The following is a 14,558-nucleotide window of genomic DNA, read 5'->3' on the forward strand; positions in this document are numbered from 1 at the left end:
CCGGCTGTCGCCCGCGAGCCCCGCCACGCCCGGCCGCGCCGCCCTGCGCGAGGGGTTGGCGCACGGCGAGGCGGGTGTCACCTACTTCCTGCTGGAGTACGGGAGTTCCAGCGGCGATCCGGCCGCCCTGCGCCGGGCCGAACAGGCCTGCGCCCGGCTCGCCGCCGTGACCCCGGAGCTCCTCGCCCGGGCCACCGCCCCGGGGGCCACCCGCCGCTACGGCTCCTGGTGCCGGGGCCTGGCCGGGGTCGGGGCGGTGCTCGTCCGGGCCGCCGACCGGCTGGGCGAACCCGAGTACCTGGCCCTCGCCCGGCGGGCCGCCCGCACCTGCGCCGTGCTCGCGCCCCGGATGCCGCTGGTCACCCAGTGCTGCGGGCTGGCCGGCGTCGGGGAGCTGCTGGTGGACGTCGCAGGGGCCTGCGGATCCCGCTCCGATTCCGGCTCCGACGCCGAGGAGTTCCGGGAGGCCGCCGGGACGGTCGCCGCGATCATCCTGAGCCGCAGCGGCGGCACCCCGTCCCGTCCGGTGTTCCCGGACGCCGGCCTCGCCCGGGCCGGCGCCACCTGGGCCGGCGGCTCCGCCGGGGTGCTCGGCTTCCTCCGGCGGCTGCACGAGCGGGGCGGCCCGCGCCTCGGCCTCATCGGCTGACGCACCGACCCACCCGTCGGCTGACGCAGCGCCCCCCGTCGGCTGACGCGTCGGCCCACCCGCCCCTCGTCTCCGCCGGGCAACCGTGTCAATCAGGGCGCATCCAGAACAAAGTAGGATGGCCGAACTCCCGCGCTACGCGCGAAGAGTTCCATAAATGTTCCATTTGACCGATTCTCCCCGCTTCACACGCACGGAGCCACCCTCATGGGCAACCTGTCCACCGCCGCCACCGACGACGGCGCGATAGAGACACGCGGTATCGAACCCGTCCCCGACCACGAGCGACGGGGCAGAGTCCGCGAGCTCTTCCCGACCTGGGTCGCGGCGAACATCAGCGTCCTGCTGCTCACCATGGGTGCGGCTCTGGTCGTGTTCAACCAGCTGAACTTCTGGCAGGTGCTGATCGTCGCCGCGTGCGCCGCACTCGCCTCGTTCGGCATGGTCGGCGTGCTGTCGGTCTCCGGCAAGTGGGGCGGGGCGCCGGGCGCGACCCTCTCCCGGGCCACCTTCGGGGTGCGCGGCAACCTCTTCCCCGGCGCGATCCTCTGGATCGCCCGGTTCGGCTGGGAGACGATCAACGCCGTCACCGGCGCCTACGCCGTGCTGACCGTCCTCGACCTGATGTTCGGCGTCAAGAGCAACACCGCGCTGATCGTGATCACGCTGTTCGCCTTCGTCGCCTGCACCTTCCTGGTCTCCGGCATGGGCCGCAAGGCGCTGAACGTCTGCAACACCTGGTCGACGTACCTGTTCGGCGTCTTCAGCGTCCTGGTGCTCGGCTACCTGGTCGCGACCATGCACTGGAGCGAGGTCTTCTCCAAGCCGGCCGGCACCACCGCGATGATGATCGCCGGCATCGGGACCATCGCCGCCGGCGGCATCAGCTGGGTCCCCACCGGCCCGGACTTCGCCCGCTACCTCCCGCACGCCGCCTCCGGCAGGAAGATCGTCGGCGTGACGGTCTCCGGCGCCGGTCTGGTGATGGTGCCGATGGTGCTGATGGGCGCCGTCATGGCGGTGGCCTCCCCCGGCCTGGCGCAGGCCGCGGACCCGGTCTCCTTCCTCGGTGACCTGCTGCCGACCTGGCTGGCCGTGCCCTACCTGCTCACCGCGATCGTGGGCATGCTGCTGATCAACAGCCTCTCCATGTACTCGGCCGGCTTCACCGCGCAGACCATGGGCGTCAAGCTGCCGCGCGCCATGGCCGTGAGCATCAACGCCGTGATCTCGCTGGTCGGCGGCCTGATGCTGATGCTGGTCGCGAAGAGCTTCCTGGGCTCCTTCATCACCTTCCTGATCCTGCTCGCCGTCTCCTTCTCGGCCTGGATCGGCGTCTACGCGGTGGACATGTACCGCCGCCGCTCGCGCGCGGTGCGCTACGACGCCGACGCGCTGATGGACACCAGCCGGAACAGCCGCTACTGGTACACCGGCGGCTTCTGCTGGCAGGCGATGGTCTCCTGGGTGCTCGCCCTGCTGTCCGGCCTCGCCTTCACCAAGTGCGACTGGTTCGCCGGCCCGTTCTCCGACACTCCGATCGGCAAGTACGGGCTCGCCTGGGCGGCGACCATCGTGATCTCCGGCGTGATCATGGCCGTGCTCCCGGCCCCGCGCGAGAACGCGCCCCAGGAGAACGCGCCGCGGGAGAACACCCCCGCCACCGCCGAGCAGGCCGAAGAGGTCACCGTCTGACCGACGCGGCGTCCCGTACGCGCTGACACCCCGGACCGCCCGGTCGCCCGCTCAGTTGAGCGGGCGACCGGGCGGTCCGCTTTCTCCGGAGTCCGCCCCCTCCCCGGGGACCCGAGCACGGCGGCCGCCTGACGAACCGGCCGGGCCGGTCAGCCCAGCCCCGGCAGGCTGCGCAGCTCCCCGATCCGCAGCAGCCGGGCGAGGAGGAGGAACAGCAGCGCCATCGCGACGCCGCCCGCCGCCAGCGAGACGGCCGGGGTCCAGCCGGCCGGCACCAGGCCGTGGCCGCAGGCGCGGGCGATGAGCCAGCCGACGGCTCCGGCGCCGGTGGCGGCCGCGGTCAACTTGGCGTAGGCGCGGCAGATCCGCCGGCCGTCGAGCAGCCCTCCGGTGCGCCGCCGCAGCCGCAGGGCGGTGAGCACCAGGCCGATCGCGTAGGACAGGGCGTAGGCCGCGGCCATGCCCGTGACGGCCCATCGGGGGGAGAGCAGCAGGTGGCAGGCCAGCGCCAGGGCGATGTCGATGCCGCTGATCCACAGCGCCATCCGGAACGGTGTCCGGGTGTCCTCGAAGGCGTAGAAGCCGCGCAGCAGCAGGTACTGGGCGGAGAACGGGACCAGCCCCAGGCCGAAGGCCTGCAGCATGTGCCCGAGGGGCACGGTGGAGGCGGCGTCGGCGGCGCCGTGGGCGAACAGCAGGCGGGCGATCTGCGGGCCGAAGGCGGCGAAGAAGAACGCCGCCGGGACGATGATCACGCCGCTGACCCGCAGCGCCCGGGAGAGGTCGGCGCGCAGCTCGTCGAGCCGGTGCTCGGCCACCGCCCGGCTCATCCTCGGGAGCAGCGCGGTGACCAGCGAGACCGTGACGATCGACTGGGGGAGCATCCAGATCTGCTGGGCGTAGCTGTAGGCGGTGTAGCCGACGCCGTCCTGCGGCAGCGCGGCGTCCGCGGCGGAGGCGAGCCGGGTGACGACGGTGCCCGCCACCAGGTTGGCCAGGACGAACAGCAGGGTCCAGCGGGCGGCGCTCACGCTCCTGCCCAGCCCGGTGCCCCGCCAGTCGAACCGGGGCCGCAGCCGGAACCCGGCGGCGTGGGCGTACGGGATCAGGGCGAGCGCCTGGAGGGCCAGGGCCAGGGTGGTGCCGATGCCGAGCAGCCTGACCTGGGCGTCGCTGATGTCGGAGACCCGTTCGGGGGCGGCCATCAGACCGAGGTAGAGGCCGAACACGGTGATCAGCACCAGGTTGTTCAGGACCGGGACCCACATCATCGCCCCGAACCGGTTCCGGGCGTTGAGGATCTGCCCGAAGATGCTGAACACCCCGTAGAAGAAGATCTGCGGGAGCAGGAAGCGGGCGAAGACCACGGTCAGCTCGAAGGCGTCGTGGGTGGCGGGGGTGTCCTGCTGGTAGATGCCGATGATTCCGGGCGCGGCCCAGGTGGCCAGGGCGCTGCCGACGCCCAGGACGCACAACACCAGCGTGACCAGGCGCTGTTCGAACCTGACCCCGCCGTCGGCGTCCTCCGCCCGGGCGCGCACCAGCTGGGGAACCAGGACGGAGTTCAGCGCACCGCCGATCAGCAGGAAGTACAGGCTGGTGGGCACCGTGTTGGCCTGGTTGTAGGTGGTGGCCAGCAGGCTGACGCCCAGGGCCGTGGCCTGCAGCACCTGCCGGACCAGCCCGGTGGCGCGCGAGACCACCGTCCCGGCGGCCATCAGCGCGGACGACCGCAGCACGCCGCCGGCCGCGGCCCGCCCGGGGGCGGCGTGCCTCCGGCGCCGTGCCGTCGGTCCCTCTGATGTCCCGGGCGTCGTCTCCTCGATCATGGAGACAATCTATGGTTCAACGCCTCAGCTGCGCGCAGTGGTCCGGGACTTCGGCGCCGATCGCCCCGGCCGGGCGCGCGGGGCGCCCCGGCCCCGGCGGCGCGCCGAAGGATGAACAGCCGTACGGAGCCAGGGCTTTCACCCGGTGCCGTGCGACGCGCTACAGCCGCTCGGCCAGTGCCTCGTGGACGCGCCGCCAGGCGTCGGTCGTCGCGGCGGCGTCGTGGTCCTCCGGGCGGTCGGCGGCGAAGCCGTGCCGGGCGCCCGGGTAGGTGACAGCTCCCAGCGGCGTTCCACCGACGGGTCATCGATGCGTCAGCGACGGTTCACCGACAAGGACTTGGTATGAGCACGGCAAAGGCTTCGCGTCGCCGCGTCCGCCAGCTGGACGCGACCGCCGCCGGGTTGGTGTGGTGTCCGGACTCACCTCGTACGGACAAACCTCCCACACCCTCACACTCGGGAGCAGACACATGCGCACATCCCTCAAGGCCGCCGCCCACACCCTCACCGCGCTGGCCCTGGCCGCCTTCGGCACCACCACCCTGGCCACCGGAGCCGAGGCCCAATCCACCCCGGCGGCCGCCCACTTCGGGGCCAAGCCACTCCACCCCGGCGCAGCCCCGCAGCACGCCGCGACCAGCAGCAACACCCTGACGGTCCGCTCCGCCGCGACCCAGGGCGTGGTCTCCCCCACCCCCAAGGTGTACCTGGTCTTCTGGGGCACCCAGTGGTCCGCCGACCCGGCCGGGGTCGCGACCGACATGCAGAACATGTTCAAGGGCCTCTACGGCAGCCAGGACACCTGGGGCACCATCCTCAGCCAGTACTGCGAGGGCGTCGCCAAGGGCACCGCCGGCTGCGGCACCAAGGGCGTCCACGTCCAGCACCCGACCTCCTCCCCGCTGGCCGGCGTCTGGTTCGACAAGACCGCCGCCGCGCCCGCCAACGCCACCAGCACCCAGATCGCCGCCGAGGCAGGCAAGGCCGCCGCCCACTTCGGCAACACCACCCAGGCACCCAACCTCAACGCCCAGTACGTGGTCGTCTCCGCCACCGGCACCCACCCGGACGGCTTCCCCAACTCGGGCTTCTGCGCCTGGCACGACAAGACCAGCAGCTCCTACGGCACCCTGGCGTACACCAACCTGCCGTACATCCCGGACAACGGGGCGGGCGCCTGCACCACCTTCACGGACGGCCGGCTGCTCTCCGGCATCGAGTCCACCGAGACCCACGAGTACGCCGAGACCGTCACCGACTTCTGGCCCAGCATCGGCTGGAACGGCGGCGGCGGCGAGATCGGCGACGAGTGCCAGAACCTCGACGCCTACGTCACCCTGAGCAGCGGCACCTTCGACCTCCAGGGCCTGTGGTCCAACAGCGCCAACAAGTGCGTGACGCACGGTTAGCAGCGGCCCGTCGGGGCGTGGGGCCGGCCCGGCCCCACGCCCCACCCCGGCTCAGCACCTCAGGCTCAGCACTCAAGCTCAGCACTCAAGCTCAGCCCGCCGGGCTCAGCACCTCAAGCTCAGCACCGCCTCGGCGAAGGCCTCCGGCGCCTCCTGCGGCACGTTGTGCCCCACACCAGGCAGGGTCCGCACCTCGCACGGTCCGGTGAACCGCTCGGTGCCGGTCTGATCCGCGGCGGGGATCACGCCGTTCTCCTCGCCGACCAGCACCATCGTCGGAGCCACGATGAACGGCCGACCGGCCAGCGCGTCTTCCAGCTCCCGGTAGCGCGGATCGCCTTCGACCAGACCGAAGCGGTGGCGGTAGGAGTGGATCGCGACGTCCACGAAGTCCGGGTTGTGCAGGCTGGCAGCCGAGGCTGCGAAGGCCGCCTCGGCCTGCGGCCAGGTCGGAGACCAGAGCCGCCAGAGCAGTCCGCACAGCTCCTCGCGGTTCTGCTCCAGCCCCTGGCGGCCCCGCTCGGAATGGAAGTAGTACTGGTACCAAAGGTCGCGCTCCGCCTCCGGTACCGCGGGCTCCATCGCGCGGGCGATGTCCTGGACGGTGTAGCCGCCCGCCGCGACCAGACCGTGGATCCGCTCCGGCCACAGCGCCGCCGCCGCACAGGCCGCCCGCCCACCCCAGTCGTACCCGGCGACCACCGCCCGCTCGATCCCCAGCGCGTCCATGAACTCCACCACGTCCTGCGCGAGCGCGGCCTGCTGGCCGCTACGCATCGTCCCCTCGTCCAGGAACCGGGTCGGCCCGTAACCGCGCAGGTACGGCACCAGCACCTCCCGGCCGGCCCCCGCGAGCAGCCGCGCCACCTCGTCGTAGGCCCGGACGTCGTACGGGAATCCGTGCAGCAGGACCACCGGAACGTCGGACTCCCGGCAGCGCTCGCCGGTCCGGTGGTAGGCGATCTCCAGAACCGGTGTCATCACCCGGTGCAGCTCGTACAGTTCATGGGAACTCGCAGTCATCCGGTCATGCTCGCACGTCTGACTGCGCCCGCCCGGGCCGACGGCGTCGCCGTCACCTTCGCCGTCACCTTCGCCGGCGGCGCCGTCCCGGACGGCGTGGTCGCCTACGGCTTCCGCCACTTCTTCGCCTGGGGCCCCGCATCTCGCGGGAGCCCGGGGAACGGGGCGATTCCGCCGGGGCACACCGACATCCACTCACCTGAACCTGAAGCGCCCCGGGCGAGTCCGGAAACGGCACGTGATCCGACCGGCCCGCGGTTGCTCCAGGCCGGCCACGGGACCGGGCTGTCCGCGCCGATGGACGCCACGCTCGGCTCCGCGCCCGGCCGCACACACCACCGCCGTCCGCCCGCCGGACCGCCGCGTCTAGACTCGCCCCGGGCCGCGCCGTGGGGTGCGGCACGCCCCAGAATCCCGCTGCGAAGGAGCGTCCGGCCCGCCATGGCTGACGAGATCGCCGTCCAGGCCCGGCCGCACCCGGCCGCGGAGCCCACCGGCCGTGCCCGCCGTCGGATCGGTTCGCTCCAAGTGCTGGTCGCCGGCATCCTGGCCGTGCTGGTCGGGCGTCACGTCCTCGGTGACTGGACGGGACCGGCATGGCTGGAGGCCTGGGGGGCGGTCTTCGTCGCCGTCTGCGTGCAGGCGCTGCCGTTCCTGCTGCTCGGCGTGGTGCTGTCGGCCGCGATCGCCGCGTTCGTCCCGGCCCGGCTGCTGGAGCGGGCGCTGCCGCGCAACCCGTTGCTCGCCGTGCCGATCGCCGGCGCGGCCGGGGTGGTGCTGCCGGGCTGCGAGTGCGCCTCCGTGCCGGTCGCCGAGCGGCTGATCGCGCGCGGGGTGGCTCCGGCGGCCGCGCTGGCCTTCCTGCTGTCCTCACCGGCCGTCAACCCGGTCGTTCTGGTGGCCACCGCCGTCGCCTTCCGGGGGCAGCCCGAGCTGGTGGCGGCGCGCTTCCTCGCCTCCCTCGCCACCGCGGTGGTCATGGGGCTGCTCTGGGCGCGGTTCGGCCGCCCGGAGTGGCTCAGGCCCCGGGTGCCGTCGAGCGATCGGACCGGCTGGGCGGCCTTCCGCGGCTCGCTGGAACACGACTTCCTGCACGCCGGCGGCTTCCTGGTGATCGGCGGGATGACGGCGGCGACCCTCAACGTCGCGGTGCCGCGCGATCTGTTCACCGGCCTGGCCGGGCTGCCGGGCGTCGACGTCCTCGTGCTGGCGCTGCTGGCGGTCCTGCTCGCGGTCTGCTCGGAGGCGGACGCCTTCGTCGCGGCCGGACTGAGCGGTTTCTCCCCCACCGCCCGGCTGGCGTTCATGGTCGTCGGCCCGATGGTGGACGCCAAGCTGATCGCCCTCCAGGCCGGTACCTTCGGACGGGCCTTCGCCTGGCGGTTCTCCGCCGCCACGTTCACCGTCGCCGTCACGGCGGCGGCCCTGACCGGCTGGTGGCTCCTGTGAGGCGCGAAGTCCGGGCACTGCTGCACATCCTGGTCGGCGCCGCAGTGCTGCACATCTCGCTCTTCAGCGAGCTCTACCTGCGCTACGTCCGCAAGGGCCTGCGGCCGTACCTGATCGCCGGCGGTGTGCTGCTCGTCGCGGTCGGCCTGGTCAGCGCGGCCGTCGCCGCCCGGGAGTTGCTGCGCCCCGAGCAAACCGCCGACGAACCCGACGCCGAGGCACCCGACACCCATCACGGGCACGGGCACGGTACGCCCCGCACCGCCTGGCTCCTCCTCCTGCCCGTCCTGGCGATCTACCTGCTCCAGCCCCAGGCGCTCGGCGCCTACACCGCGCAGCACTCGGGCAACACCACCGGCAGGCCCGCAGGGGCCGCCGGCGGCTTCGCGCCGCTCCCCGCGGCCGGCGACGGCGGCCCGATCACCATGCGGCTCGCGGACTTCGACCTCCGCGCCGGCTGGGACACCAGCGGCTCGCTCAAGGGCCGCCAGGTCCGGCTCACCGGCTTCGCCACGCCCGCACCCGACCCGGGTGGCTGGTACCTCACCCGGCTGGCCATCTCCTGCTGCGCCGCCGACGCGCTGACCAGCAAGGTCGAGATCCACGGCCCCGACGCACCGCCCGAGGGCGCCTGGGTCGAGGTCACCGGCCAGTGGCAGCCCGACGGACGGGCCGACCAGGACGGCGCCGTCCCCGTCCTGTCGGCGGGCCAGATCCGCCGGATCCCCGAACCGGGCGACCCCTATGAGTGAGCACCCGTCACCCGTGACCGAAGGACGTACGGGAGGCCGCCGTGGTGCGGCCGCCGTGCTCGCACTGGGCGTGGTCGCCGCGCTCGCCTTCCTGCCCGCCGTCCCGGACCGCCTGAGCACGGCCGCCCCCGACTCCCGGTCGACACCCGACGAGACCGGTTCCTCCGTCACCGTGCTCGGCGACGGTTCGACCTCCGACACCGGTCCCCAGCCCGGACAGCCGACGGCCGTCCGGCTCAGGCCCGGTGAGGCGCCGCCGCAGTTCGTGGTCTTCACCTTCGACGCCCCCACCGAGAACGACGACCACCTGTTCTCCCGCGCCCGCACGGCGGCCACGACGAACGGCGCCCAGGTGACCTTCTTCCTGCGCGGCATCGACCTGCTCCCCGCCGCGAAGCGCTGGCAGTACCAGCCGCCGCAGCACGACGTCGGCACCGCCGCCGTCCCCTTCCCCACCGACGCCCAGGTCCGCGCGACCCTGCAACAGCTGGGCCGGGCCTGGCTGGACGGCGACGAGATCGGCGACGGCTTCATCGGCCAGTTCTGCGGCCCGAAGGGCGCCGGGGACTGGTCGACCGCCGACTGGCAGAGCGAGATCGGCCAGGGCTACTCGATGGTCGACTTCTGGAAGACCGGAACAGGCTTCACCGACCTGCCCCCGCTGCCCTTCGACTACCAGACCGAGCTGGCCGGCGGCCGCGCCCCGTGCCCGGAGGGCCGCAAGAACCTGCTCCCCGCCGAGAAGGACGCGGGCTGGCGCTACGACGCCGGCTCACCCGGCGGCACCCAGCGCTGGCCGTCGCAGACCGACGGCCTCTGGGACTTCCCGCTCCAGCGGATCCCCGACGCCTCCGGCACGCACGAGGTGCTCTCCACCGACCAGACACCGCAGACGTATCTGAACGCCTTCGACCGCGTCTACCACGGCAGCCGCGCACCACTCGTCATCGACACCGACCTCGCCCCCGGGCGCCCTTCCCGGCTCCAGGAGAGCGAGGCGACGATGAAGGACCTCTGCCACCGCGACGGCGTCCGCTGCGTCTCCTTCCGCCAACTCGCCGACTGGCTCGACGCCCAGGACCCGGCCGTCCTGAACCACCTCCGCGCCCTCGCCCCCGCCACCGCACCCGACTGGAGCGCCGTCGTCGGGCCGTAGTGCCGCGATCCGCCGCATCCTCGCGGCAGCCTCGACGGTCGACCGACCGCCCTCCGGGGCGAACCATCCCCACCGTCGCCATCCGGCCGAGCCGCACGGTCGAGCACGGGTGTCGTCACGCGCCGCAAGGTCTTCGAACTGACACGCGGTCACCGGTGCTCGCACACCCCTTCCCGCTGCCCGGACGCCGGGCGGACCCCGGATCGGGGGTGACGACGCGGTCACCGAGAGAGACGTCCGCCGGCGCCTACCCACGGTGACGCCACCCTGGTCCCGGACGCCTTGCGGGACACCGGAATTGATACACGGCCGAACCGGGAATAGCCTGGACCCGGCGAGAGTTCACGGGCGCCGAGCACCTCGGCCCCGTCGACCGGCACCGCGTCCATCTGCTGGGGGCGCTCGATGACAATCCACCCGGCACGTGCCCTGGCCGTCTGTTCCCCGGGGTACGGCAGACTCCATCTCTTCGTCGGCGCACCCGACGGCGCCGTGCGACACCGGACGTTCGACGGCACCTGGCACGCGTGGCGCGAGTCCGGCCGCCCCTGGCCCGCGCCCGGCGCTCCCGGGTTCAACTGGCTGAGCGCGACGGCGCTCGCGGGCGGCCCGGTCGAGGTGTTCGCCCTCGGCCCCGACGGCGAGCTGTGGCGCCTGCGCCCGGGCGCCGAGGACCGGCCGCACTGGACATCACTCGGCGCGCTCGCCCGGGGTGGCGCGGTGACCGGCTTCACGGTCGTGGCGCGGCGACCCGGCGACTTCCACCTCGTCCTGGGCACCGGCGCGCGGACCTGGGAGTTGGTGCACTGGCATCCGGCCAAGGGGCCCATTGTGCTCCGCGGGGGCGAGCGGGCACCCGGTCACCCGGCAGCGGTGGCCGTCGCGCCGGACCGGGTCGACCTCCTCGTCGCGGACCTCCCCCAACGACGCCTGCTCCGGGGCCGCTTCGAGACCGACGCCCCGCCCACGGCCGAACCCCCCGTCTGGGAGGAACTCGGCCCGCTCCCCGACGGGGACGCACGGTCCTTCACCAGCCTCGCCGCGACGGAGCGTGACGTCTTCCTGGGGACGGACCACGGCCTCCGGCACTCCGCCCTGTCACCGTGGCTCGGCTGGGAGGACCTCGGCGGCGACCTCGGCACCCACGGTACGGCGGGCCCCGGGCCGGCCGCCGTCGCCTCCGGCGACGGCCGCACCGACGTGGTCGCCGTCTGGGCCGGCAGCGCGCTGATGCACCGACGGTTCGACACCCGCTGGCAGGACTGGCGGCTCCTGGAGCTGCCCGACGCGGCCACGCTCAGCTACCCCGTGCTGCGCCCGGACGACCTGGTCACCCTGACCGTCCGGAGCCAGGGCCTGCACGAACAGGCCGGGCCGGACGGCACCGTACAGCTGGTCGCCGACCCGGGCGGCGGCCACCTGCTGGTGGACGTCCCCTCGCAGCACCTGGCCGAGACCGTGGTGGAATCCGGCCGGCCGCCCCAGGGCTTCCTGGCCGGCCCGTCCACCCTGTGCTTCGCCGTCGGCCCCGACCCGGTCACGCTCACCGTGGCCGGCCTGCTCGACGCGATGAACCGCCTGCCGCTGGTCATCACGGCGGCCACCACGACCGATCCGGGGGCCAGGCTCGAAGTCCCCTGGAACCTGCTGCTCACCCTGCAGCCCGACGCCCGGTGCACCCACCGCACCCTGCCCGCCACCGGCACGGCGGGCGGCACCGAACTGTGGCACAGCCGGGTCGCGGGCCCCGACGGGCACCTGACGGCGCAGCCCCTCCGCTCCCTGGCCGACGGCTCCGACCACGGCACCCCGCTCGACACCTGGTACGACAGGATCGTCGCGGCCGCCGCCCAGAACCCGACCGTCCCGCTCACGGTCGACCGGCTGATCCTCAGCGCCTACGGCGCCCGGTTCACCGCCGCCGCCCACTGGCCCCAGCTGGAGTGGGCCCAGGACGCCGCCCTCGGCCGGGACTTCCACGTCAAGGTCTCCGTCCCCGGCGCCCTGTTCCCGTTCGGCCACCGGGCCGCCTACCTCGAGGTCTCCGACCGCAGGTTCGACGGCGCCGACCCGGCCGTGGCCGCCCTGCACCGCAAGTCCTTCCTGGTCGTCACCGAGCCCGTGCGCGACGACTACGGCATCGGCGCGGGCGGCCCGCACGAGCGCCGGTTCCCGTTCCAGAGCGTCGCGATCGACCCCGGGCAGACCGAGGACCTGGACGACGCCTCCTGGATCCCGCTGGACTCCTCGGCGGCCCCGCCGAGGTGCTTCTGGCCCGCCCGGGCCGGCACCCCCGTGGTGTTCACCCTCCAGGCCACGGCCGGCCCGGAGTACGTGGAGCTGAACCTGCCGCTGCTGTTCGTCGAGGACGCGGCCACCGGCGCCGCCTACGGTGCGACGCTCGACGGGATCTACGGGCGCGGCCCCGCCACCGGGGCCTTCGCCACCCTCGGGCGGCCCCTCTCCGACATCGGCGCCCGCATCCCGCTGGTCATGGCCTCGCAGACCCAGGTGGTGGCCGACGCCGTCCAGGAAGTGCAGTCGATGACCTTCGGCGGGGTCGCCGCCGGGCTGTCCCCCAGCGGAGTCGGCTTCTACCCGCAGGTGGTCCAGCTGGCCGTCGGGCTGCCGGCCGTCCGCCAGTTGCTCGGCCCGCTCCCCGCGCTCCCGGCGACGATCTCCCAGGCGCTCGTCGACACCCCCTGGGGCAGCCCGCCGCCCGACGCCCTGCTCGACCTGGTGACGCCGCGCACGCTCGACTTCGGGGCCGCCGGGGCCCGGGTCGGCGGGCTGTCCGCGCCCAACATGACCGTGTCGCAGATCTCCCGCACGCTCGGGCCCGCCGTCAGTGACGCGTTCCAGACCGACCCCACCAAGCTGTTCGCCCAGGACGCCACCCTGTTCGGCGTCGTCCCGCTGAGCCAGCTCATCCAGGTCGTCTCCCAGCCCCCGAAGCTGCTCTGGACCACCCCGGGGACGACCACCCCGACGGCGAACCGGGCGGCGCCCACCCCCACGGCGGACCAGGGAACGCCCACCCCGACCGCGGAACTGACCTGGCACCAGGCTCTCGGGAACGCCGTCAAGGTCTTCCACCCCGGCTCCGACTGCGCGCTGGACCTCGACGTCAGAGCCACAGTGGTCGACGGCAAGCCCGAGATGCACGCCACCGGGACGATCACCGACTTCAGCCTGATCGTCCCCGACCCCGGTGCCCCCGCGTACGTCACGCTCAGCTTCCCGTCCGTGCGGTTCACCGCCGACCCCGGCCGGCCGCTGAACCTGTCCGTCCACCTGGCGGACGTCCAGCTCGGCGGGAACCTCGGCTTCCTCGCCACCCTGGAGCGGTACCTCCCGATCGGGGACAACGGCCCGCGGATCACCAACACCGCCACGTCCATCACCGCCTCGTACACCGTCGCCGTGCCCACCGTCAGCCTGCTGGTGTTCAGCGTGCAGAACCTCACCGTGCAGGCCGCCGTCACGCTCTCGCTGAGCAACCAGCCGATCGTGATGGACTTCGCCTTCGGCACCCGGGAACGCCCGTTCCTGGTCACGGTCTCCGGCTTCGGCGGCGGCGGGTACCTGGAACTCGGGCTGAGCGCGGGCGGCACCGACAGCGGGCTGCAGACCTTCACCGGCGGCATCGAGTTCGGCGCCTCGGTCGCGATGGACTTCGTCATCGTCTCCGCCGAGGTGCACGTCTTCGGCGGCGTCGTCTTCGCCAAGAACCGCACCGACACCGAGATCACCGGCTACCTGCGGATCGGCGGCAGCGTCTCCCTGCTGGGCCTGATCAGCGTCTCGATCGAGCTGACCCTCGCCCTGGCGTACGACGCCACCACCGGCTCGCTGAGCGGCTCGGCGAGGCTGGTGATCACAGTGGACCTGACCTTCTTCTCCAAGTCCTTCACGCTGGAGTGCCACAAGTGCTTCGGCAACTGCCCGCCGTCCGCCGGGCTGCGCCCCGCCCTGACCGCGGCCGCGACCGGCTCGGACCCGTCCGTGCGGGCCGCGCTCGGGCCGCAGGGGCAGTCCTTCCCGTGGCAGACCTACTGCCGGGCGTTCGCAGGGAGGTGAGCCATGTCGACCACCGGCCTGGAACGGCAGTTCGTCTGGACGGTGATCCCGGCCGGCCGGGTGGTGGCCGTCCCGGGCCAGCCGACGCCGATGGCGCTGCTGTCGGTGCTGCTGACGCCGCGCCTGATCGGCCCGGACGGAGCCGCGCTCACCGTCACGGACTTCGGGATGCAGGACTGGCCGCGGCGGCTCGCCGGGGTCGGCTTCGACGTCCGCCGCTCCGGGCAGTCGCTACCGGCCGTCCGGGTCCCGTACACCGCCCTCGACGGGAGCGCCGTCCAGTTCCCCGCGGACCAGCAACTCGCGGTCTGGCAGGCGCTGTTCGCCGCCACCATGCCGGTGGATCCGTACCGGCCCGGCTCCTACGACGGTCGCGACGTCAGCACCTTCCCGGCCAGCCAGGCCGGCACCGACGTCAAGGGCATCTACACCGCCACCGCCCAGGCGCACGCCGCGCACGGCGGCGCGGCGCCGGAGAGCGACCCCGGACTGCGGGCCGCGCTGCGGACGGTC

The 14,558-nt window shown here is 73.4% G+C and carries 10 protein-coding genes and 1 pseudogene; 8 read left to right on the forward strand and 3 right to left on the reverse strand.

What is annotated here, in order from left to right; all coding sequences use genetic code 11:
- Both BG452_RS16675 and BG452_RS16680 read left to right on the forward strand, forming a co-directional pair.
- Positions 1 to 649: lanthionine synthetase LanC family protein (locus BG452_RS16675; protein WP_317621082.1), on the forward strand; the 649-nt coding region annotated here is incomplete at its 5' end.
- Positions 650 to 856: 207 nt separating this feature from the next.
- Positions 857 to 2,344, forward strand: a complete 1,488-nt coding sequence (locus BG452_RS16680; protein ID WP_188305092.1) for a purine-cytosine permease family protein — start codon at positions 857 to 859, stop codon at positions 2,342 to 2,344.
- A 149-nt stretch (positions 2,345 to 2,493) separates the two neighbouring features.
- Here the strand turns inward: BG452_RS16680 and murJ are convergent, their stop codons facing one another.
- Both murJ and BG452_RS48095 read right to left on the reverse strand, forming a co-directional pair.
- Complete coding sequence (gene murJ / locus BG452_RS16685; RefSeq protein ID WP_188305093.1) at positions 2,494 to 4,173, reverse strand: murein biosynthesis integral membrane protein MurJ; 1,680 nt, start codon at positions 4,171 to 4,173, stop codon at positions 2,494 to 2,496.
- A gap of 160 nt (positions 4,174 to 4,333) precedes the next feature.
- Positions 4,334 to 4,459, reverse strand: a complete 126-nt coding sequence (locus tag BG452_RS48095) for a dienelactone hydrolase family protein (RefSeq protein WP_188305100.1) — start codon at positions 4,457 to 4,459, stop codon at positions 4,334 to 4,336.
- Positions 4,460 to 4,646: 187 nt separating this feature from the next.
- Between BG452_RS48095 and BG452_RS16695 the strand changes: the two genes are divergently transcribed.
- The gene (locus BG452_RS16695) at positions 4,647 to 5,585 is read left to right on the forward strand and encodes a hypothetical protein (protein WP_188305094.1); all 939 of its coding nucleotides are present in this window, start codon (positions 4,647 to 4,649) and stop codon (positions 5,583 to 5,585) included.
- Positions 5,586 to 5,690: 105 nt separating this feature from the next.
- On the opposite strand, the gene BG452_RS16700 is transcribed toward BG452_RS16695, so the two are convergent.
- Positions 5,691 to 6,608, reverse strand: coding sequence for an alpha/beta fold hydrolase (locus BG452_RS16700; RefSeq protein ID WP_188305095.1), 918 nt, complete (start codon positions 6,606 to 6,608; stop codon positions 5,691 to 5,693).
- A 441-nt stretch (positions 6,609 to 7,049) separates the two neighbouring features.
- Here BG452_RS16700 and BG452_RS16705 point away from each other — a divergent pair, with 441 nt between their 5' ends.
- From BG452_RS16705 to BG452_RS16725, 5 genes and pseudogenes are all read left to right on the forward strand, one after another.
- Positions 7,050 to 8,057, forward strand: a complete 1,008-nt coding sequence (locus BG452_RS16705; RefSeq protein WP_188305096.1) for a permease — start codon at positions 7,050 to 7,052, stop codon at positions 8,055 to 8,057.
- Entirely contained in the window at positions 8,054 to 8,809 is a 756-nt protein-coding gene (locus BG452_RS16710) for a TIGR03943 family putative permease subunit (RefSeq protein ID WP_188305097.1), read from the forward strand. The genes BG452_RS16705 and BG452_RS16710 overlap by 4 nt, the downstream gene beginning before the upstream one ends.
- Positions 8,810 to 8,822: 13 nt before the next feature.
- Positions 8,823 to 9,965 (forward strand): hypothetical protein, encoded by a 1,143-nt coding sequence (locus BG452_RS16715; protein WP_317621083.1) that lies wholly within the window; start codon positions 8,823 to 8,825, stop codon positions 9,963 to 9,965.
- A 492-nt stretch (positions 9,966 to 10,457) separates the two neighbouring features.
- Complete coding sequence (locus BG452_RS16720) at positions 10,458 to 14,045, forward strand: hypothetical protein (RefSeq protein WP_317621084.1); 3,588 nt, start codon at positions 10,458 to 10,460, stop codon at positions 14,043 to 14,045.
- 3 nt (positions 14,046 to 14,048) lie between these two features.
- Positions 14,049 to 14,558 (forward strand): annotated as a pseudogene (locus tag BG452_RS16725) (hypothetical protein); the annotation flags it as partial.

The sequence above is a fragment of the Streptomyces sp. CBMA123 genome, assembly GCF_014596465.1.
GTDB lineage: Bacteria > Actinomycetota > Actinomycetes > Streptomycetales > Streptomycetaceae > Kitasatospora.